Origin of the sequence: Streptococcus sp. HMSC065E03 (genome assembly GCF_001815045.1) — a bacterium.
GTDB lineage: Bacteria > Bacillota > Bacilli > Lactobacillales > Streptococcaceae > Streptococcus > Streptococcus parasanguinis_AD.
On record NZ_KV818853.1, the window covers coordinates 240,309 to 262,921 of the forward strand.

Annotated in this window: 20 protein-coding genes; 3 read left to right on the plus strand and 17 right to left on the minus strand. The window is 42.7% G+C overall.

From position 1 onward, the window contains the following. Positions 1-7 precede the first annotated feature (7 nt). Both HMPREF3002_RS07870 and HMPREF3002_RS07875 read left to right on the plus strand, forming a co-directional pair. Positions 8-376, plus strand: coding sequence for a hypothetical protein (locus tag HMPREF3002_RS07870; RefSeq protein WP_000567222.1), 369 nt, complete (start codon positions 8-10; stop codon positions 374-376). Next, positions 363-662 (plus strand): DUF5960 family protein, encoded by a 300-nt coding sequence (locus tag HMPREF3002_RS07875; RefSeq protein WP_001072467.1) that lies wholly within the window; start codon positions 363-365, stop codon positions 660-662. The genes HMPREF3002_RS07870 and HMPREF3002_RS07875 overlap by 14 nt, the downstream gene beginning before the upstream one ends. 117 nt (positions 663-779) lie before the next feature. Here the strand turns inward: HMPREF3002_RS07875 and msr(D) are convergent, their stop codons facing one another. The 15 genes from msr(D) to HMPREF3002_RS07950 form a co-directional block, all read right to left on the minus strand. Then, complete coding sequence (msr(D), locus tag HMPREF3002_RS07880; protein ID WP_000420313.1) at positions 780-2,243, minus strand: ABC-F type ribosomal protection protein Msr(D); 1,464 nt, start codon at positions 2,241-2,243, stop codon at positions 780-782. 119 nt (positions 2,244-2,362) lie between these two features. Further along, positions 2,363-3,580: a macrolide efflux MFS transporter Mef(A) gene (mef(A), locus tag HMPREF3002_RS07885; RefSeq protein ID WP_000417519.1), complete on the minus strand. Its 1,218-nt coding sequence runs from the start codon at positions 3,578-3,580 to the stop codon at positions 2,363-2,365. Positions 3,581-3,965: 385 nt separating this feature from the next. Beyond that, positions 3,966-4,136 (minus strand): hypothetical protein, encoded by a 171-nt coding sequence (locus HMPREF3002_RS07890; protein WP_000873143.1) that lies wholly within the window; start codon positions 4,134-4,136, stop codon positions 3,966-3,968. 514 nt (positions 4,137-4,650) lie between these two features. Next, the gene (gene rlmD / locus HMPREF3002_RS07895) at positions 4,651-6,006 is read right to left on the minus strand and encodes a 23S rRNA (uracil(1939)-C(5))-methyltransferase RlmD (protein WP_070666010.1); all 1,356 of its coding nucleotides are present in this window, start codon (positions 6,004-6,006) and stop codon (positions 4,651-4,653) included. 62 nt (positions 6,007-6,068) lie between these two features. Then, entirely contained in the window at positions 6,069-7,382 is a 1,314-nt protein-coding gene (locus tag HMPREF3002_RS07900; protein WP_070666013.1) for an LCP family protein, read from the minus strand. Further along, positions 7,379-8,233, minus strand: coding sequence for a prephenate dehydratase (gene pheA, locus HMPREF3002_RS07905; RefSeq protein ID WP_070666016.1), 855 nt, complete (start codon positions 8,231-8,233; stop codon positions 7,379-7,381). The genes HMPREF3002_RS07900 and pheA overlap by 4 nt, the downstream gene beginning before the upstream one ends. Further along, positions 8,224-8,709, minus strand: a complete 486-nt coding sequence (locus tag HMPREF3002_RS07910) for a shikimate kinase (protein WP_049472753.1) — start codon at positions 8,707-8,709, stop codon at positions 8,224-8,226. Before HMPREF3002_RS07910 ends, pheA begins: the two co-directional genes overlap by 10 nt. After that, the gene (gene aroA, locus HMPREF3002_RS07915; protein ID WP_070666019.1) at positions 8,702-9,985 is read right to left on the minus strand and encodes a 3-phosphoshikimate 1-carboxyvinyltransferase; all 1,284 of its coding nucleotides are present in this window, start codon (positions 9,983-9,985) and stop codon (positions 8,702-8,704) included. The genes HMPREF3002_RS07910 and aroA overlap by 8 nt, the downstream gene beginning before the upstream one ends. Positions 9,986-10,157: 172 nt before the next feature. Then, complete coding sequence (locus tag HMPREF3002_RS07920) at positions 10,158-10,496, minus strand: YlbF/YmcA family competence regulator (RefSeq protein ID WP_003014453.1); 339 nt, start codon at positions 10,494-10,496, stop codon at positions 10,158-10,160. 100 nt (positions 10,497-10,596) lie between these two features. Continuing rightward, a complete protein-coding gene (locus tag HMPREF3002_RS07925; protein WP_070666022.1) occupies positions 10,597-11,703 on the minus strand; it encodes a prephenate dehydrogenase in 1,107 nt (368 codons plus the stop codon). A gap of 16 nt (positions 11,704-11,719) precedes the next feature. Continuing rightward, entirely contained in the window at positions 11,720-12,886 is a 1,167-nt protein-coding gene (aroC, locus tag HMPREF3002_RS07930) for a chorismate synthase (protein WP_070666025.1), read from the minus strand. A gap of 6 nt (positions 12,887-12,892) precedes the next feature. Next, the gene (gene aroB / locus HMPREF3002_RS07935) at positions 12,893-13,966 is read right to left on the minus strand and encodes a 3-dehydroquinate synthase (RefSeq protein WP_070666028.1); all 1,074 of its coding nucleotides are present in this window, start codon (positions 13,964-13,966) and stop codon (positions 12,893-12,895) included. Positions 13,967-14,127: 161 nt separating this feature from the next. Next, the gene (gene aroE, locus HMPREF3002_RS07940; protein WP_070666030.1) at positions 14,128-15,000 is read right to left on the minus strand and encodes a shikimate dehydrogenase; all 873 of its coding nucleotides are present in this window, start codon (positions 14,998-15,000) and stop codon (positions 14,128-14,130) included. Further along, entirely contained in the window at positions 14,990-15,667 is a 678-nt protein-coding gene (gene aroD / locus HMPREF3002_RS07945; RefSeq protein ID WP_070666033.1) for a type I 3-dehydroquinate dehydratase, read from the minus strand. The genes aroE and aroD overlap by 11 nt, the downstream gene beginning before the upstream one ends. After that, complete coding sequence (locus tag HMPREF3002_RS07950) at positions 15,664-16,827, minus strand: class I SAM-dependent rRNA methyltransferase (protein ID WP_070666036.1); 1,164 nt, start codon at positions 16,825-16,827, stop codon at positions 15,664-15,666. Before HMPREF3002_RS07950 ends, aroD begins: the two co-directional genes overlap by 4 nt. 230 nt (positions 16,828-17,057) lie before the next feature. Between HMPREF3002_RS07950 and HMPREF3002_RS07955 the strand changes: the two genes are divergently transcribed. Then, the gene (locus HMPREF3002_RS07955) at positions 17,058-19,217 is read left to right on the plus strand and encodes an LTA synthase family protein (protein WP_070586093.1); all 2,160 of its coding nucleotides are present in this window, start codon (positions 17,058-17,060) and stop codon (positions 19,215-19,217) included. A 54-nt stretch (positions 19,218-19,271) separates the two neighbouring features. Here HMPREF3002_RS07955 and pulA read toward each other — a convergent pair whose 3' ends face one another. Next, complete coding sequence (gene pulA, locus HMPREF3002_RS07960; protein WP_070666039.1) at positions 19,272-21,569, minus strand: type I pullulanase; 2,298 nt, start codon at positions 21,567-21,569, stop codon at positions 19,272-19,274. Positions 21,570-21,647: 78 nt separating this feature from the next. Next, positions 21,648-22,610: a diacylglycerol kinase family lipid kinase gene (locus HMPREF3002_RS07965; protein ID WP_003014385.1), complete on the minus strand. Its 963-nt coding sequence runs from the start codon at positions 22,608-22,610 to the stop codon at positions 21,648-21,650. Positions 22,611-22,613 lie beyond the last annotated feature (3 nt).

Consider the following 22,613-nt stretch of genomic DNA (forward strand, 5'->3'; position numbering starts at 1 on the left):
ATTTGATATGATTGACCGTTCATATTTACCATTTCAATCAGCAAGAGAGTACCAGGATACAAAGATGCAAAAATGGATGGGCTTTTTCCTATCTGAACATGCATCAGCACTCTCTGATGATACAAACAAAGTAACGTACATGTCTGACTTATCACTAGAGAAGAAATTATTACTCCTCAGTCAAGTATACGCCGGGCAGCTACGCACACGCATTCAAGTGATTGAAAAAAACAAGCGTGTTTCCTACACTGGAACAATACCAAGTCTGACCAAAGATTTCATTTTGATAAAAACTACAACAGGTCACATCAATTTGAAATTAAAAGACATTATTAGTATTGAACTTGTCGAGGAGGTGCTCTATGAATCAGCTTGAGTTTCAGCGTAATCACCTACAAATGGACTATTATAGCGAGAGCTACCAAGATTTTGAACGTGACTTCTACCGCTACTCTAACATGAATATTCCATTGACCTTCCTAACTGATGATATCCTAAAAACAATGGCGACTTCACGTAAGAATTACTTTGTCCTCAATAAGGAAAAGTCCAGAGATAACCGCGATCACTTCTTCATATTTGAAGTAAGTACCGTAGATGAGAATCCGCTAATCTATCATTATACATATAAGAAAACTACAATATATTTAGCAGAAAAATAGGAGCAGTTCAATTGACTGTTCCTATTTTTAATATTCATAAAATCTAAAGTCTTTATACTCTTTAACAATGGAGTCGCCAACCAGAACAGACTATACTGACCAGCGACTACCTTAAATTTAATGTTTCAGATTTATTTTCTTATCTCTAATTTCATAAACTACATCTGCTACATTTTCGAGTAATCGTTTATCGTGGGTGATAAACACGATAGTTCCGGTGTACTCCTTCATTAGTATTTCCAAAGCCTCTAAACTTGGTATGTCAAGGAAGTTACTGGGTTCATCCATTATTAGGATGTTATATCTACCCATGAGCATTTTAGCAAGCAACAATTTTATAATTTCTCCACCGCTTAAAACAGATAAACTTTTTCCAATATCGTTCTGTTTGAACCCCATAGATGCTAGCACTGAACGAATTTCTGATATATTGTAGTCACAATCCTTCTGCATAAACTCCATAACATTCTGATTACTGTTGTACTTGTAACCATTCTGTGCAAAGTAACCTATTTTTGCCTTAGGCGAAATAGAAATTCCTTCTTCATGGTTTAAGATCATTTGGATTAAAGTTGTTTTTCCGATTCCATTACCACCAGTTAACGCCACTTTTGCTCCTAACGGAATTTGAAAAGATGCATTTTCAAACAGAGCCTTATCCCCAAATACTTTATTAATTTCTGCACCGACTATAGGGTATGGATTATGGAGCTCCAATGCTTTACTTTGCCTGAAACGAATTCTGCGAATGCCTTCCGGAGCTTCTACTTTTCCTAAGGCCGCAATCCTGTGCTCTAGGGTTTTAGCAGCATTATACATCTTTTTTTCCTTACTTCCTATTGATTTTTGATGAGCTAAACGCCCTCCGTCTTCAGTACTTTTTTTCTTTGAAGAACCTTTTGCCTTCTGTTCTATTTTACGAGCCTGTTTTCGCTTTTCCTCCGCAGCCCTTTCCAATCGGGCACGTTCCGCAATAAATTGTTCGTATTCTGCAGCTTGGCTCTTACGTTCTTCCTCTTTCTGACGAAGATAATCAGAATAGTTTCCCCAATACTCAGTGATTTTGCCATCTTTCAGTTCCCATATTTTATCTACTATTTCATCAAGAAAATAGCGGTCATGGCTAATAACTAACAGTGCACCTGTAAAATATTTTAGCTGTCCTATTAGAAAATCAATTCCTTCACGGTCTAAATGGCTCGTAGGTTCATCCGCTAAAATACCATGAACCTGTGCCGATAAGGCCTGTGCTATTTTAAGCCTTGTTTCTTCACCACCGCTCATAGTCTGTATATTTAATTGCTCAACACCTAGCTTGCCTACAAGTGCAAAATCTTTTTCCTCCTGCAGAGTTACTTCGTCCAACTGGGGAATATAGGCAAGTTCACCCAGACGATTCATTTTACATCCTGGGGGAGTTAATTCTCCTAAAAGTACCCTGAGTAAAGTGCTTTTTCCAGCACCATTTGCTCCTACTAAACCAATACGGTCATAATCATATACTTCTAATTCATTTATATCTAAAACATCGCGTCCTTTGAATTCCACACGAATGTCTTTTGCTTTTAATATTAATTCCATAACATTTCCTCCTGTCTATAATCGCATGCTTTCATTTGCTTGTATGCAGGGAAAACCCTGCGATTTTAGCAGGAAGAGTTACATGAAAATAAGATACATAAATATTCCTCCAATATTGTTTATTTTAAATCTAATTTTCTAACCTCAGTTATCATTTGGCAAACTATAGCAATGCCAATAATTAAAATACCTGATAGTAAAAACCAATGATTTACACCGATTTTATCAGCAAAGAATCCAGAAAGAATTAACCCAATTGGCATAGCAAGTGACATGATACTTCCGATCAAAGAAAATACACGTCCTAAATATTCAGGCTTAATTTTCTCCTGAAAAAGAGCTGTTTGCACACCGCTATAAAATGGCACCGAAAGCCCCATTATTGCACAGCAAACTACGAATATTACAAATCCATTTGGAGGAAGTATTCCCGAAACGGCTAAACTGGTCCCCATTATAAAAAATGAACTTGTTATTAGTAATACATGCTTTTCGAAGCCCCCTAATCTTCCTAATAATAAGCCTCCTGCTAGCATCCCAAATGCAAAGGAAATTTCCGTAATAGAAATATGCACAGGCGTTCCATTAAAGTGTTCCATGCTTATTAAAGGAAATAGTGCATTGATTGGCATATAAACAAAAGTATATAGTGTTCCTAAGAGTAATAAGGCAAACAATCCTTTGTTTTGTCTCAGAACCACAACTCCTTCTTTCATCTCCCTTATGAAATTTGGTTCTAAACTTTGCACTTGATTACCCAGCTTAGGTATACGTACAATTGCTACCGTAATAGATGCAATCACAGCACCCAATACGTCGATGGCAATAATAGCATTTAAATCCCAAACGGAGTATAAGAGTGCTGCAACTGCCGGACTAACAATATAGCTTATAGACTGCAAAGACTGACTATAGCCTGCGCATTTCGTTAGCTGTTCTTCTGGTACTAAAAGTGGTGTAACCGCATTGAGTGCTGGGGTATGAAAAGCTGTTCCAATGCTACGGATAAACAATACTATCATAATCATCCAGACAGGTAGCTCCATACAGAATGCAACAATAGCAAGCACTGCACCAGCTGCTGCGATAATTAAATCGGCACCAATCATTATCTTCTTCCTATCATGACGATCCACTAGCACACCAATGGCAGGTCCCAAAATCGCATAGGGTAAAAAACCTACTAATGAAGCCATAGACAAGACCATCGCAGATCCTGTTTTTTCTGTAAGGTAAAAAATAATCGCCATTTGCAGGATGGCACTAGTGATTAATGATACTGCTTGCCCTGCCCATATTGCATAAAATTTTCGTTTCCAATTGTTGTATTTTTCCATTTATATTATCTCCTGCATATTATTTTGCTTGAATTTCTATTTTGAATAGCATTCTAGGCAATAAAAAATGCAGGCCAAACCCCACAATGTGGCTTTTGGTCTGCATACATACAATTTGGAAACATTCATATTAAAGACATAGTTAAATAAAGGTATAGTTAAATAACCAATATCCTCACCGTAACTAATGAATGCTCAATATCGTATAAATAAGCACAACAAAAAAGCCTATCATCGGGTATAGATTCTGCTTTTTTTATTGCCAGCTTATCTTAAACGCATTGAGGCTGTCATAGTTTCGGTTCCTCCTACATCTTTGTTTATATCAATTTATAGTATAACACAACAAGATGATATGTTCAATATAAAAGTTATGGAATGAGACTCATACTTCCAATTCGATGCCAGATTTAAAGGATATGACGAAGTTTTCTTCATAGACTGTAACGCTCTGGATTATCTTCCTTAGTAGCAAGCGATTAGCTTTCACAAAATCTTCTGTTTGTAGTTTTAAAAATTCATCAGGATTTTCTAACTCAACCTCAAAATATTTCATTTTACATTCCCTCATTTCATTTATTGATAAATTGAGTTTGCAAAAAAGAGTGGACAATTTTTGTCTACTCTTAACCTTTAAAATAGTTTTTTTTAATCGATTTGAAGTTGCCTAAATTATTACTTATTCGGTAAAATGAAGTATTGCTTTCAACAGATTTCCTTCAACTACACTTCACTTGATTCAAACAAGGTGGGTACATTTCTATTCCCACAAACTCCTTGTCAATGGAAACAAACACGTACCCACAGGGTAAATGGAAATAGAAACTGATAATTTCTAGCTATCACTTCTATTCATTCCAAAAATTTTCTCACTCTGATACTTACCCACCATAAAGCAAAAAGCCTTGCAATCAAGGCTTTCATTATCCCTTTCGTTCAAAGGTTTCTAAGCTTTTACGAGCAGAGCGACACACTCAGCGGTTCGCTATCTCCGTTCTGTCTGCGTGCTAGCACTTGTCAATCACGGACAGCTATCGCATGGGCGGAAGTAAATGCTAATCTTCGTCGTTTTACTCCTTGACTAGCAAACTTACCGCCTCAACATGATGCGTTTGCGGAAACAAATCCACCGGCTGTACTCTCTTCAATTCGTATCCCAATTCTTGATAGAGTTTGATATCACGCGCCATGGTGGCGACGTTACAGGAGATATAGGCGATGCGGTCAGCGCCTGTTTGGGCACTTGCTTTGATAAAGCTTTCGGTCAAGCCCTTGCGTGGTGGGTCGACTAGGATGGCAGTAGGCTGGATGCCTTCCTTGAGCCAATTTTTCATAGCATTTTCTGCTGTATCACAGACATAGTGGGCATTGGTGATGCCATTTAGACTAGCATTCTTCTGGCTATTCTCTACTGCTTCGGGGATGACCTCTACTCCATAGACTTCCTTGACATGCTTGGCAACTGACAAGCCAATGGTCCCAATTCCTGAGTAGGCATCAATCACGACATCCTCTGCTCTTAGCTCCGAAAAGTCAATAGCTGTCTGATAAAGCTTCTCTGCCATTTCGGTATTGACTTGGTAAAAGGCTGGCCCAGAGATTTGGAAGCTATTGCCCAACATTTGATCTGTAATATAGTCTTGACCATAAAGCGTACGCCATTCTTTTCCAAAAATCGCATTGGTATTCTGGTCATTGATATTTTGCATAACAGATTTGATGGCTGGAAATTGCTTGATCAACTGCTCGATCAACTGGTCCACACGGAACACCTTGGGACGAGTGGTCACCAAAATGACCATAATTTCTCCTGAATGGTGACCTCGGCGGACCACCAGATTGCGAATCAAGCCTAATTGTTCCTTTTCATCATAAGGCTTGAGGTCAAACCGACGAATCAAGTCCCGAAGAGCCAAGACCACTTGGTCAATGACGGGATCTTGGATATAGAAATCTTCAATCGGCATCAAATCATGAGAGTTCTTGCGAAAGAAGCCTGTCTCCACCTGACCATTGACACGACGAACAGGGACCTGGGCCTTGTTGCGATACTGGACAGGATGGTCCATCCCCAAGGTCAGGGGTACTTCGATATCAGAGATTCCTGCCATCTTGTAGAGGCTATCCTTGACCTGTTTGGCCTTGAATTTCAGCTGCTCCGGATAAGCCAGGTGCCCCAAGTCGGCAATGCCGCTTCGCAAGTATGCCAGGTCTAGCTCTTCATTGCGGTGAGGGGATTTCTCTATATACTCTTCAACTTTTCCGTAGCCGATCTTCTTATTGACCTTGAGCACGCGCATGCGGATGACTTCTCCTGGCAGGGCATTCTCCACAAAAAAGACCAGGCCATCGACCTTAGCCACTCCTGCTCCTTCGTGTGTCAAATCGACAATCTCAACCGTTACAATTTCATTTTTCTTTAACATCGTTTTCTATCTTTCTACAAATTAAAAGGGGTGGAGTTCAAAACTCCTATCCCCTTATTATATCATCTCAGTCCCATTTGGTACAATTTCTTTTTGTAAGCATCGAAATCGACCAGCAAGCCTTGGCCACCGTACATATCGTAGGCATCGACCCAATCCCCATTTTCTGGGATGGTCACTCGTTCAATTCCTTTTCCAGCACTTCCGACTAGTCCAAGTCCATTGGTCAATAGGAAGGAGAAGGGAACATTGGTAGACGTCATGGCAAAGACTTTCCCAAGGGCTTCAGATCCCGTAAAGAGTTTAGTTGGATCCTTGATCTGATGCATGATAGCGGACATGACCTCTTGCTGGCGACGGGTCCGACCAAAGTCTCCTTCATCATCCTTGCGGAAACGCGAGTAATTGAGAAGGGTCCGGCCATCCATCCGTTGTTTTCCAACCTTGATGGTTTGCTGCGGAACGACACCGTCTTTCATGTTCAAATCATCTGGCACTTCTACTTCACTGACTTTTTCGCCATCAACTGTTGAAAATTGCGCATTCATCTCGACCCCATTTGGGAAGAGGGTATCGATCGCTGTCGCAAAGGTCTTGAAATCGACCATGGCGTAATATTGGATGTCAATGTCAAAGTTATCTTTGAGCATCTGACGCACCAATTCAGCCCCTTGGTTGTTATTTTGCTCCCCGATGGTAAAGGCCGTATTGAGCTTCTGGTCGTAGTAGCCATCATACTCTGGAATATTTTGCTGGCTGACACCATCGATATGGACCAGTGTATCCCGCATGAAGCTGACCATCTTGATCTTGCCTTCTTTGTTATTGACATTGACCACCATAATGGAGTCTGTCCGGGTCTCATCTGACTTCTCACCGATCCGACCATCTGTCCCCAAGATCAGGATATTGACCCCATCTCGCGACTTCTTGCCGTTAAATTTCTCAACGACAGCCGGTTTGGCATCTGGACCTGTCGGCTTGCTGTTGAGGCCTTTTACAAACATGAAGACCATGCCACCGATAATGAGCAAGAAAAAGAGAGCAATCCACTTGAGAATCCGTTTGACGCGGATCTTTTTCCGTGGTTTCTTAGGTATATCGCTCGTCGCAGCAACTGCTTTCTTCTTAGACTTTTTGCTACGTGATTGGTAAACAGGGAGATCCCCAATCGGTTCAGCAATCTCACCTTGCACTTCTCCTGTAGCGTCTACCTCAGGTTGAAGGGCTTCTGCTTCCTCATAAGCTCCTTGGCTCTTTTTGAGCAAGTAATTGTATTCTAGTTGTTCTCGTTCATTCAAATAATGAAAATTTGAGTATAAGTACTCTAATCGCTTTCGCTCATGGTGAGATAGAAAGTTGGATTCGTTACTCATTTTTTCTCCATTCCGTTATCTTTTATGGTATAGACCTGATACTGACCCAAGACTTTTGTCTGAATGCCCAGACTGTCTAATTCTTGATAGGCAAAGTGCACTAGATCAGGCGCTTCATTTAGGAGGTCAATAATGAAAAAGTATTCTCCTAAAGCTGTTTTAAGGGGGCGACTTTCAATCTTGGTTAAATTGATTCCCCGCCAAGCAAAGGTGGACAAACCCTTATAGAGGGCTCCTGCCAAGTTACTTGGCAAGGTTAAAGCCAAGCTAATCTTTTGACTCGAAAGATTCAAAGTTTCTGAAAACAAGGGCTCTTTTGCCCCTAAAATCCAAAAACGCGTGTAGTTGTCCTCGATTTCTTGGATGTCTTTGGCCTGGACTTCCAAACCGTACTCACTGGCTGCTGCCAGAGGGGCAATCGCTGCAATCTCCAATTCTGGATGTTCTGCCACATAGCGGGCTGCATAGGCTGTTGAAGCCGTCATTTCCATGGCCACATCTGGATAATGGGCCCTTAGAAAAGCCTTCCCTTGGGCCAAGGCCTGTGGATGCGAATAGACCGTTCGAATAGGCCGATCTTTTCTAGCCACCAAGAGTTGTTGCTTGATGGGATAGACCACTTCTGCAACGGCCTGGATGGTCCCTTGGTGAAAGAGGTAATCGATGGTCTCGTGGACACTGCCTTCGATAGAGTTTTCAACTGGGACGACTGCAAAATCAATTTCTTGATTTTCATAGGCCTTAATAACATCTGTGATCGTTCGATAAGCGATGCGTTCAGAAGTTGGAAAACTATGAGCCACCACATCGTGAGTAAAAGATCCCTTGGGACCTAGATAGCCTACAAGCATCGAATAATCTCCGCAATTTCGTCAGGTGTTTTGTCCTTAACATCCACAATATGAGTAGCAATCGCTTCATACAAAGGCAAACGGCCATCAAAAATCTTCTTGAATTCTTCTTTGGTATTGTTTAAAAAGAGGGGACGTTGCATAGCTTTGTCATTTTGAATGCGACTGTACAAGGTTTCAAAATCCACGCGCAAATAAATGTTGTATGGATTTTTTTCCAAGAGGGCACGGTTATGAGGATTGACGACAATCCCGCCACCAGGGGAAATAATAGCTGTCTCGTTTTCCAATAAACGCTCTAACATCTCAGCCTCACGGCGACGAAAGGCAGCTTCTCCTTCTACTGCGAAATAGTCATTGATCGACATGCCGATCTCTTTAACAATTAATTCATCCATATCATGAAATTTTGGATCAAGAATCCGGCCAACGGTCGTTTTTCCAGCTCCCATAAAACCAAGTAAAATTTTAGCCATGCAGTAAGGTCTCCAAATCTTCAAAAAAACCGGGGTAACTGGTGTTGATGGCCTCTGCTCGATCCAGCACCACATTTCCTTCACTCACCAATAAGGCAGCAATGGCAGCCATCATCCCAATCCGGTGGTCTCCAAAGGTCTCTAAGTCAGCTCCATGTAAGGGAGTCGGACCAGTGATGATCATTCCGTCTTCCATTGGCACAACATTGGCTCCCATGGCATTGAGGCTATCTGCCACGACCTGGATGCGGTCCGTTTCTTTCACACGAAGCTCTTCAGCATCCGCAATCACAGTCTGACCATTGGCTTGTGTCGCAAGTAAGGCAATAATCGGCAATTCATCAATTAAGCGTGGAATCAACTCCCCATCAATCCGAATCCCTTTTAAGGACGAAGTCTTGACGGTAAGACTTGCCGAGACAGCTTTTTCATCACGATCCTCAACAGTGAGATCTCCCCCCATTTCCTGGATGACATCGAGAATCCCTGTCCGCGTTTGGTTGAGTCCAACATTTTCAATCTTGATCACACTATCTGGAAGGATGAGTCCAGCCACTAACCAAAAGGCCGCACTGGAAATATCTCCAGGAACAATGACTGTTTGACCTTGGAACTCTTGTCCCCCTTGGATGCGGATGGTTTTTCCATCCACCTGGATCTCTCCACCAAATTGGCGAATCATATCCTCTGTATGGTCACGGGTCTTTTCCTTCTCGATAATCGTCGATTTACCCTCAGCCTGCAGAGCAGCAAAGATGAGAGCCGACTTGACTTGAGCCGATGCGACTGGCAAACGGTAATGAATCGGTTGTAGCTGATGGGTCCCTTCTTCATGTAAAGGTGGGCAATCGCGCTCTCCCTGACCAGCAATCTCTACTCCCATCTGACGCAGTGGGATCGCCACACGATCCATGGGCCGTTTGGAAAGACTATCGTCTCCGACCATGGTCACTGCAAAATCCTGACCTGCTAGGACACCTGATATCAAACGAATAGACGTTCCTGAATTGCCCATATCAAGGGGAGCCGTCGGAGCTTGAAGACCTTGAAAGCCTACTCCTTGAATCCGAATCACATCCCCGTCATCTTGGATGGAGACTCCTAAATCTCGAAACACCTGGATGGTAGAAAGCACATCTTCGCCTCGCAAGATATCATAGACCTTGGTTTCGCCCTTTGCAAGACTTCCAAAAATAATCGATCGGTGACTGATGGATTTGTCACCAGGGACTCGAATGGTTCCCTTTAGACCCTTGCTATTGGTTCTTAATTTCATTGCCATCTCCAGAGTGCTTTTCCACATATTCTATCATAAATAGGACATGAATTCAATTTTTGATCAAAAATTTGGAACAAAAAACGAATGTTTCCAAGCATTTTTTGAGCTTGTTTTCCTCTAGTGGCGAACGAAAATACCAGAGTCGAAATGACAACTCTGGTAGAAATTTCTACTTGTATAAATCTTGAATTGGCTCAAATATGATCTTTTCAAGATCTGCAAGATAAATAGACAATTGTTGTTGTTTGGTGAAAAATTCATTCACAATCGGACTTGCTTGGATTTTTTCCATATAGTCCTTCATTTCTTGTTGCACAGCTTCTGTTGGAAGTTGACCGGATTGCATCAAGCCTTGCAGTTGATTTTGGAAAGCGACGTATTCGTCAAATAGCGTTTTCGCTTCTGGATTTGCTTCGATCGCTTGCTTGCTTTCTACGACAGCCTTGTATTCAGGAAGGTCTCGCAGGGTCCGAGAGAGTTCGTTTGCTACATCATAAATATTTGCCATTTTATGGGCTCCTTTACTGATAAGATACTTCTATTATACTGCTTTTCCTTCAATATTCCTAAAATGAAGCAGGTATTTTGACGCAAATCCTTCTGTAGACCTAGCGAGCAAGGACAGTATAAGACGTCGCCTGGCTGATCAATGTTTGAGCTCGCTCCTGATCCTCTGCATTTTTAAAGGTCAGCTGCAAAATCCCGTGGATATCTTCCCGATTCTCTTCATTGATGTGAATATTGACCAAGGAAATCCCTTTTAGGAGTTGTAAGATTTCGAGGATCACACCTTCCTTATCGGGGACATCGATAAAGAGATCATAGGCACTATCACGTCCAGCACGCTGATGGATCTGCATTTCTTTTCGGTGCTTGCGCCCTTCTTGGAAAAAGGACCAAATGGCCTCCTCGTTATCTGTTTGAATGGTCTCAGCCACCTGATCCAAACGCTCTTTGAAATCTGCAATCCGCTCTAATATCGCTTGAGTGTTGGACAAGAGAATAGAAGTCCACATGCTTGGCTCACTTTCCGCAATCCGTGTCATATCCCGAAAGCCACCAGCCGCAAAACGGCGAGTCATTTCATGCTCTTCCCCATAAGCTACGGCCTGCTCGACCAGAGTCGAGGCTAAAATATGGGGGAAATGGCTGATCTGGGAGGTTACCCGATCGTGTTCCTCGGCATCGATTTCAATAAATCGAGATCCCAATCCACTCAAAAGCTCTTTCAACTCTTCCATGGCACCCCCTGTGGTCAAGCTGGAAGGGGTAAAAATATAATAAGCGTTTTCAAATAAGGTGGCATCTGCTGCTGCAGCACCTGTCTTATGACTACCAGCCATGGGGTGGCCTCCCACAAAGCGTACATCCTTATCTGTAAACACTTTTTCAGCTTGTGCGACAATTTCTGCCTTGGTAGAGCCTGCATCTGTCACCAGTACCCGGTCTTTCAAATTCAGGCCAGCTAAGGTTTCTAAGTAAGACTTGGTTTGCTTAATCGGAAGCGCCAAAATAATAATATCCGCTAAAGGAGCAAAGGCTTCGAAATCATCCGTCACTTGATCCACCATTCCTCTTTCAAGGGCGATGGTTCGAGAGGCTTCACTACGATTGTACCCAAGAACAGTCACATGTGGGTGGGCCCTCTTAATGCCTAGCGCGAGGGATGCACCAATCAAGCCCAACCCTGCAATATAAACAACTTTCTTCTCCAAAGGAAAACTCTTTCTCTTAAAAATTCTTCGTAAATTCCCGGTGCTTAGCAACAGTTTCTTTTAATTCTTCCAAGTTATCGGATGAGAATTTTTCAAGCAATTCTGTCGCAAGAACAGTAGCGACCACTGCTTCCATTACCACTCCTGCAGCGGGTAGAGCCGTTGGGTCGCTACGCTCAACCGTCGCCTTATAGGGTTCATGGGTTTCAATATCCACACTCATCAAGGGTTTGTAGAGGGTCGGAATAGGCTTCATAACGCCACGTACCAGAATGGGCTCACCATTGGTCATGCCCCCTTCAAAACCACCAAGATTATTGGTGCGACGGGTATAACCGGTGTCTTGAGACCAGATGATTTCATCCATGACTTGACTACCTTTTAGGCGACCTGCGTCAAAACCAAGGCCAAACTCAACACCCTTAAAGGCATTGATAGAGACTACTCCTTGAGCGATTTTGGCATCCAATTTCTTGTCCCATTGTACATAGGAGCCTAGTCCAACAGGCACACCGCCAACCAAGGTTTCCACAATCCCCCCGATGGTATCGCCATCTTTTTTCACTTGGTCAATGTAGGCCTTAACAGCTTCTTCTTGTTCTGGCACAACGATCGAAACTTCCGACTTCGCTGCCTTTTCCTTGATTTCTGAAACGGTTAGATTCTCGGGAATTGCAATCTCGATTCCCCCAAAATTAACAATGTGGCTGGCTACTTCAAGGCCAATTTCTTCTAAAATCCGTTTAGCAACTGCACCAACGGCTACACGCATGGTTGTCTCACGGGCAGAAGAACGCTCTAAGGAATTACGGAGATCATCGAAACGGTATTTGATCCCTCCGACTAGATCGGCATGACCAGGACGTGGCTTGGTGATCTTACGCAGATTTTTCTTTTTCTCTTCGACCGGTGCTACATTCATGATCTCCAGCCATTTTTGGTGATCCAGATTGGTCACGTTCAGCGTAATCGGACCTCCCATGGTCAAGCCATGACGGACCCCTGATGTGATCTCGACACGATCACTCTCGATTTTCATCCGAGCACCGCGACCATAGCCACCTTGTCGACGTTTGAGCTCTTTATTAATATCCTCTTCAGATAAAGGAAGGCCTGCCGGAACTCCCTCGATGATGGCTGTTAGTCGAGGTCCATGGGACTCTCCTGCTGTTAAATATCTCATACAACCTTATTCCTTTCTTTTTAAAAAGTCCTTCATTTCTTGAAGAGGGATTTGATGAATCGCTGCTTGCCCTAACTCTGGAACAATCACCAATTTCAAGCTGGTCCCACGCGCTTTTTTGTCATGGGTCAAGGCTTGATAAAGGGCTTCTTTATCCCACTTCTCATAGTCCACCGGAAGGCCAAATTTCCGACACATTCCTTCGATTTTTTGAGTGATTCCCTTTGGCATCAAGCCCTTTTCTTCTGCAACTCGGGAGAGCTGCACCATGCCCATACTGACGGCTTCTCCATGCATGACCTGCCCATAACCAGCTGTCGCTTCAATGGCATGACCAATGGTATGACCAAAATTAAGATACAGTCGAATACCATTGTCCAACTCATCTGCCACCACATGGTCTCGCTTCACCAGGCAAGAATGAGAAATGATGCTCTCTGCATGCTCTAAAATACTCTGGACAGAACCATCCATGGCTTCCAATTCTTCCCAAAGTTCCGTATCTTGGATGAGGCCGTACTTGATGACTTCGCCCATCCCCTCGATCAATTCACGTTGCCCCAACGTGCTCAACACTTCAGGATCAATAAACACACCATCTGGTTGAGCAAAGGTCCCTACCATGTTTTTGGCAAGTGCTGTATTGACTCCAGTCTTTCCCCCGATAGAAGAATCCACCTGTGCGGTCAAGCTAGTCGGGATCTGAACAAAGGAAATTCCCCGCATATAGGTCGAGGCCGCAAAACCAGCCAAATCACCAACTACGCCACCCCCAAGAGCAACGATTCCATCACTGCGCGTCATGCCCTGGGTAGCTAGAAAGTCATAGACTTTTGAAACAGTGGTTAGATTCTTACTGGCTTCCCCTTGAAGAAACTCAAAGCGTACCACTTGAAAACCAGCTTTCTTAAGGCTATTCTCTACAATAGCTGCATATAGCTTAGCCACGCGGTTATCGGAAATGATAGCGACTTTTTTATCGCCCCAAAGAGTGCGCAACCAGTCTCCAACCTGATTGAGACCACCTCTTTCAATCACAATCTCATAGGAATGTCCTGGAATAGGTACCGATACGTTCATAGGAATCTCCTTCGTGTTATTCTTTCATTCTATCTTATCATGAAATAAGGCACATGTCTCAAACAAAATGAAAAAGAGACTAGAGCAAGACTGTTTTTTTAAAATCAGTTCTTGTTCTAATCTCATAAAGCTTTTTCAATAGGAAAAGGTAAAACCCTCTCTTAGTCACATACAAATTGGCGATATTCTGTTGTCAATGCTTCCCATACAGACTCTGTAGGAAATACTTTCCCAGTCATCAATTCAAAGGCTGCTTCAGCTTGATAAAAAAGCATTCCCAACCCATTTACCCTCTGGTTTCCTTGATTCACTGCTAGTTGCAAAAAGGGGGTCACTGCCGGATAGTAGGCCATCTCTACGATTAAGGCATGTAGAGGAAACGTCAAGTGATTCGCTATCGGAAGAGACTGACCATCCATCCCAACACCAGTGGCATTTAAGATGAGATCGGCTTGTTTAAAGGAGCTTTGAACGTCTTCATTTTTCTCAATCGCATACAATTCTATCAAAAAATCAAAGCCATCTTCAATCAACTGAACGATTGAACGATAATGAACCAATCTCTCCTCTCTCACAAAGACAAGGATTCGTTTTACACCTAGATGAATTGCCTGTGCAATAATCGCTAAAGCTGCACCACCTGCTCCTAAGAGAACCATTGTTTTTCCCTTAATGGAGAAAGCTGGAGGTAAACTACGAAAGAAACCAATCCCATCCGTATTATAGCCCTTAAGCTTGCCATCACGGTGAACAATGGTATTGACAGAACCGATCTTTCGGGCCATCTCATCCACTTCATCTAGATAAGGAAAGACCTTCTGCTTATAGGGCATGGAGATATTGGCCCCAATCATATCTAACTTACGAATTTGGCTGATGGTGCTTTCTAAGTCTTCTTCGACAATATCCCAAGCCAGGTAAGCAGCATTGGTCGCTGTTAATTCATAGGCTAGATTATGGATGAAAGGAGAGATACTATGACGAATGGGATGGGCAATGACTGCTGCCATCCGAGTGTAGCCATCAATCTTCATTTAATAATTCCCGAATTCTTCGCATATTTTCAAGAGGGATTTGACCAGGCGCACTTCCTTCTCCGACTCTAGCATAAGACCAAGAAGAGCCTGTCAAATCAGCTGTCAAGCGCGAAATCTTCCCGACCTTACCCATGGAAATCGTTACATATTCTTGCTCAGGATTGAGTGTCTTAAAACCACGCGTATAATTCATCAAATCAAGGACATCTTGTTCATTGTGGGCCATGACAGATACTTTGACTAATTTTGGAGAAAAGCTGGTCAATTCCGATAAGATCTCCATCATATTTTCCGGAGTTTCTTGGAAGTTATGGTAGCTGAGAACAAGATTTGAAAATTCCAACATCTCTTCAAAGACTTCACGGTGACTATAATACTCGAAATCGATATAATCCGGATGATAGATGGATTGAATATCTTTCAGGATCCCAACATATTCTTCATTAGTCAGCTCCATCCCTCCACCTTCAGCTCGAGTCCGCAAGGTGAATAAAATCTCGCGTCCAGCAAATTTCTCAAAAACTGCAGGAGCGACGGTTAAGATCTCGCTTTTTTCTAAAAAGTCCGCACGCCACTCAATAACATCTGCATCCTCGTAACGCGAACTATCTAGTTGTTGCGCCTCTTCTAAGGAGCGAGGCATAATCGAAACAACTAATTTCATACATCCACCCTAATCGTAAATACTTTTAAGTAATTACTACTTTCTTCTTTCTTGTTCCATCGAAAATCTCCCGGAAGTCCGTATTCCGCTAGATAGCGATGCTTACGGCCTTGAAATCCCTTTTCGATTTGTTTTTTAAATTTATCTTTGGTCACATTTGCCGCATTGGTACTGAGAATCAAGGTCCCACCTGGATTTAAAATCTCAAGAGCCTCGCTGACCAATCGATGATAATCTTTAGCGACTGAAAATGTCCGTTTTTTATTCCGCGCAAAGCTAGGCGGATCGAGCACGATCACATCATAGCTTAGGTCATGGCGTTTGGCATATTTGTAATAGTCAAAGACATCCATCACGACAAAACGATGAGCATCCAACGCCAAGCCATTTGCCACAAAATGCGCTTCTGATAATTCTCTACTTCTCTTAGCCAGATCGACCGAAGTCGTCTCTACTGCTCCGCCCATGGCAGCTGCAACAGAAAAAGCAGCTGTATAAGAGAACATATTGAGCAAGGACTTACCAGCAGCGAGCCCCTCAACTAAACTTCCTCGGACTTCATGCTGGTCCAAAAAGATCCCCGTCATCAAGCCATCATTGAGAAAGACTTGGTAAGAGACCCCATTTTCAAGAATCAAAAATTCTTGCGGAGCTTCTTCTCCATAGACATGAGCTGATTCATAGTCCAAGCCTTTAAAGCGAATCTTTTCATAGCCCCCTCGGACTTCTGGAAAAGCCTCTTGAAAGGCCGCTAGAATGGTTTCCTTGATCTGAAATACGAAGGGATTGTACCAAGAAAAGACAACAAACTCACCGTACAAGTCAACCGTGAAGCCACCAAAACCATCTCCCTCTTGGTTAAAGAGACGAAAGGCTGTCGTCGTTTCATCCGCATAATAAGAACGACGGTATTGCTTGGCTTTGATGAAAAGCTTTTTAAAAAAGTCTTGATCAAAAGTGACCAACTCTTGTGAAACAAACCATCCAATCCCTTTATTTTGTTCAGATAAGTATCCGACTCCTAGGGATTGTCCATCTCCTGAAAGTAATTGAACCGCTTGATCCAAAGCAGGAAGTGAGTCAAAATCTTGCTTTTCAAGAAGAGATTGCCCTTGTTTGATTTTTGTTGCGACTTGGCGACTGACTGTGAGTTTTTTCATATCCTCTATTATAGCAAAAGTCTGTGTTTTTCACAAAGGGAGGCTTTATTTACTAGAACTTTTTTTGCTATTTTATTCAAGCTTTCATCCTTTAGCTTTTTACGATTTCATATACCTGATCTTTCCTATTTCTTTCCTCTCCTTTACAGTCATTTTTTTCTTTCTCCATAAAATTGTGGTATACTTGTATATGAAAATTTTTAGGAAATAAGACAAGGAAGTAACATTTTGTGAAAAAAATTACGAATTCGATACTCAATTTCATGAGTACCAGACTAGGATTTGTCTTGACCCTTCTGTTGCTCTACTGGTTCAAAACCATGTGGGCCTATTCAGTTGATTTTAATTTAGACATTCAAGGACCCTATCAGATTTTTCTAGCAGTGATCAACCCATTGCCGATCAGTCTGCTCTTCATTGGTCTTGCACTTTATATCAAACGAACCAAGCTCTTTTATAGTTTGGCCTTTGGGATCTACCTTCTCTTATTTATTTGGTTGATTTCCAACTCCATCTATTATCGAGAGTTTACAGACTTCGTAACGGTCAATACCATGTTGGCTTCCAGCAAGGTTTCTGCTGGTCTCGGAGCCGCTGCTTTAGAATTGTTCCGCCCTTGGGATGTGATCTACATTCTAGATTTCCCTATTCTCGCTTTCTTCTTCTTTAAGAAATGGATTCGAATGGACAATCGTCCCTTCAATAAACGAGCTAGTTTTGCGGTCACCTCTTTATCAGCTATGCTCTTTTCGGCCAACCTTTTCCTTGCAGAAATTGACCGACCTGAGCTCTTGACTCGTGGGTTCTCAAACTACTATGTCGTTCGTGCCCTAGGCTTACCAGCCTTTCTAGGTTACAGTGCTAATCAGACCTATGCTGCCAACAAAGAACGTTCCAAAGCTTCCGAAGCAGATTTAAAACCGGTGGAAGAATATATCCAACAGCATTATGCCAAGCCTAATCCTGAGTACTTTGGAATGGCCAAAGGCCGTAACGTCATCTACATTCACTTGGAAAGTTTCCAACAATTCTTGATCGATTACAAGTTGAAAGTAGACGATAAAGAATATGAAGTGACACCTTTCTTAAACTCACTTTACCACTCGAAGGAAACCTTTGCCTTTTCAAACGTCTTTAACCAAGTCAAGGCAGGGAAAACGTCCGATGCTGAGACCATGATTGAAACAGGCCTCTTCGGACTCAACCAAGGTTCCTTTATGGTGAACTATGGTGGAACCAATACCCAACAGGCTGCACCATTTATTCTTTCAAAAAATGGTTACAACTCGAGCGCTGTTTTCCACGGAAATGCTGGAAGTTTCTGGAATCGAAATACCGCCTATAAACAATGGGGCTACAATTACTTCTTTGATGCCAGCTACTTCACCAAACAAAACAGCAGCAATTCCTTCCAGTATGGTCTTAATGACAAATACATGCTCAAGGATTCCATCAAATACCTAGAAAGATTGCAACAACCTTTCTATACGAAGTTCATTACGGTTTCCAACCACTATCCTTATACGACCAGCTTGTCAGGAGATGATCTTGGATTCCCTCTAGCTAAGACTCAGGACGAAACCATCAATGGCTATTTTGCGACCGCTAACTACCTAGATTCTTCGATCAAAGCATTCTTTGATTACCTGAAAGAATCTGGTCTTTACAAAAATTCCATCATCGTTCTCTATGGGGACCACTACGGAATTTCAAACTCCCGCAACCCAGCTCTTGCTCCTCTACTTGGTAAAAACTCTGAAACGTGGTCAAGCTATGACAACGCCATGTTGCAACGCGTACCTTATATGGTAGTCATTCCAGGTATGGATAAAGGTGGCATCATTGATACCTATGGTGGCGAAATTGATATGCTCCCAACCTTGGAACATTTGCTAGGCATTGAATCCAACAAATTCCTCCAAGTTGGTCAAGATATGCTCTCACCAGATCATGATCAAATCGTCGCCTTCCGCTCTGCTAACTACTTTGTTACTCCAGAGTATACGAGCTATAGTGGCCGGACCTATTACACCAAAACAGGTGAGGAAATCACGAACCCAGACGAAAAAACCAAGGAAGAACTGGACAAGATCAGGGAAGCTGCTAACCTGCAATTGAAGATTAGCGATAGCATCCAGACCGGTGACCTCCTTCGCTTCTTCAAAGGCAATGATCTTGGAAAAGTCAATCCAGAAGATTATTCCTACACCAATTCCTTCAAGGCATTGAAGAAGATTGAAAAGGAAAAAGGTGACAAATCAACCAGCCTTTATAACCAACGTGGCAACCAGTCTACCGTTGATCTCTTCAAGGCACCGACTTATAAAGAATTGCACCCAGAAGACGATAGTTCTTCCTCAACAGAGACCAGTAGCAGTTCTTCTAAATAAAAAGAATCCCTGAGTTTAAAAACTCAGGGATTTTATGATTTCTTTAAAAAGAACTTAGTCTAGGACTTCAAAAACAGAAGCTGTTAAATTCTCCACGTAGAATGGTCGTTTATGACGACTATTCCCAACCATCAATTTCAATTTATTTGAATTTTGGAGGTAGTAAGGAAGTCCGCTGGCGTTGAAGATGACCAAGTACTTCTTGTCTCCTGTTAGTTCATAGATGACAAGACCACTGGTATCAGTTGCAGATTGAATAAAGACTTGTTGATAGATTTTATCATAGCTTTCAAGCTCTAAGACAGGAAGACTTGTCTTCAAATTGATCAAGCTTCGGATATAGGCAATTGATTCCTTGTTTTGACTGACCAGATCCCAATTGACCTGATTCACAAAATCTGGAGCATTGTAGGAATTCATGGCCCGTTCACGATCCAAAGGTGTGATTTCTCCATCAGGACCTGTCGCTACCAATTTGGACCGCATAAACTCTTGACCCAATTGCATGAAGGCCATGCCCTGAAAGAGCAGATTCATGGCCGTAGCCAACTCTGAGCGCTTGACCAATCCTGCTACTTCTTCATTCGGATGAAGGGTCTGAAGCAAGTCAAAAAGATTATAATTATCGTGAGCTTCCACATAATTCAAGACCTGATTGGGACTTAAATAATTGCCAAGCTCCGCACTACCTAAAACAGCACGCGCAACGATATTCTCTGTTGATTTTCGGCTGACAAAGCCACGTTTGATGGAACCATAAACCTCAGCCCCTTTAATAGCATCACGCTCCGTATCATTAAAGAATCCAATTCGGGGCAATTGCGCTGCATTGTCCTTCTTAGCCTTGTCCTCTGGTGCGAGACCTGTTCCCATGTCCCAACCTTCTCCGTAAAGAAGAATCCGAGGATCCAGAGCGTCCATTGCCTCCCGAATAGCATTCATCGTCCTTACATCGTGAATGCCCATCAAATCAAAGCGGAAACCATCGATCTGGTACTCTTTGACCCAGTGCGTAAGGGAATCAATCATGTACTTGCGGTACATTTCATGCTCACTTGCCGTCTCATTACCGACACCTGTCCCATTTTGGAAGCGCCCATCTGGCTCCATCCGGTAATAATAATCCGGAACTGTATTTTGGAAAGGACCATGCTCAGTTGAGTAGGTATGATTGTAGACCACATCTATGACTACAGAAATCCCAGCTTCATGATAAGCCCGAATCATCGTTTTAAGCTCTTTCATGGTTTGTTTTGGATTGGATGGATCCGTTGAAAAACTGGTTTCTGGTGCAGAATGATTCTGAACGTCGTAACCCCAATTGTAGGTCACACGACCTTCTTCATCGTACTGTTTATAGCGATCAGATATCGGCTGTAATTGCACGACATTGACCCCTAACTGACGGATATAATCAAAGGCAGTCGCATCGCCATGGCTATTGACGGTTCCTTCTTGGCAAGCCCCCAGATAGGTCCCACGCAAAGACTCGTCCACACCTGATGTCGGTGACTTGGTCAAATCCCGAAGGTGCATCTCATAGATCACTGCTTGACAAGGATTATCCAGGCGCCAGGGAGTCACATCGGCGCCTTTTTTAGTGCCCCAATCAAACTGACGATCTGCTCTTGAGAGAATGGCTGAGCGCATTCCATCGGCTGTCGTTGCAATGCTATAAGGATCGCGCGTCACTTGAGTCTGGTGTTCAAAATGCACACGATATTGATAAGCCATGCCACTTAAATTTCCTAGAAAATCTAGAATCCAAACACCTTGGGTGTTTTCTGGATGGTAGCTAGACTCTTGTTTGCCACGCATCATTGGAATAGTCTTCCAAATAGGCGCATCCAACTCTGTTGATTGATAGAGCAACAATTCAACTTTCTTAGCAGTAGGGGCCCACAGCTTAAAGCAATACTCCCCTTCTTCGTCACGATGACCAAGCCAGCCTTGATACGCCCATTTAGCATCAAACTCTCTAGGACGCATTGCCATATCGTAGGCATGAGGCTGACGATGGCTGTAGGCATGACTCGTCAAAGCAGCTTGCAAAGAATAATAGACAGTATCGTCCCCATCGAGAATCCAAACTTCTCGAACATGCCCTTCTGGTAAGAGTTCGATTTCAAAATCACGGGTTTTGGTGAGCCAATCTCCTTCTTTAACCAAGACATGACCCCGATTCAAGGCATCCTCACTCTCGTATACCAGATTTCCCTCTACTCCAAAATAATCCAACTTGGAGAAAGAGACTGATTTTCCTTCTACTTGATCCTGCCATTGCCACATATCATAGGCAAAATAATTTCCTTTTTGCTTATGAAAATGAAGCTTTACATGGTATTGTCGCATAACATTTTCCTATTTCCAATTTGATACCGAAGGAACCATTCGCTCGTGAAACACGGACATGGTTCCAACTATTTGTTTTTATTCTTCAGATGTGTGAACCAAAGCATCGTTGTTGATTTCATCAATATTCGCAAAAAATTCCAAGTGATTATGAAAGACTTCCAATTCAACTGGAGTATCTCCTCCGTATTCCCCATCTAGATTGATGCGGAATGGTTGAGCATTTTTCCCTAACATTTCGATCGTCAACTTCTTGGTCTTGAGATATTCTACATTTTCATCGTGCACATGCTTGCCTCCATTAATGGCCTGAATCATCAAGGACAACATGTTAAAGAGCTTAGCAGTTTTTACGATAATCAAGGTAAAGTTCCCATCATCAAGCTTAGCATCTGGCGCGACACTTTCAAAACCAGCAATCGAGTTGGTAAGAGCCACAAAAATCATAGACGCTGGCCCTTCAAAGACACCATTGTCGTGCTCAATCCGCACCTTACGAGCCTTGTTTCGTGGCAACATTTTAGCTGCTTCAGCCACATAGGCAAAGTAACCCAAGCGAGATTTAACACTACTTGGAACACTGAAGGTCAATTCTGTCATGGTTCCTGCTGCAGCAATATTGATGAAATACTTGCTACCATAGGCACGACCAATATCCATCTGAATGGTTTGATTTTTTTCGATAATGCGAGCAGCCGCCACAGGATCTCCCATCGGGATCTTCAAGGCACGCGCATAGTCATTGGTGGTACCGGTCGGGATAAAGGCCATCTGCGGACGATTTTCCAGACCTGCAACCCCATTGACCACTTCGTTAATCGTACCATCTCCACCAGCGGCAATGATTAAATCAAAGCCTGCTTTAGCGGCTCTTTCTGCCTCATTTTGGGCAGAAAATGGTTCTGGAGTCGTTTGATAAGCGCTGGTTTCATAGCCCACGTCTTCGAGTACGTCCAAGACTTCCGCAATATTTTTCTTGATAATTTCTTGCCCAGAGGTCGGATTATAAATTAAACGGGCTTTTTTGATTCGTTCTACCATAAA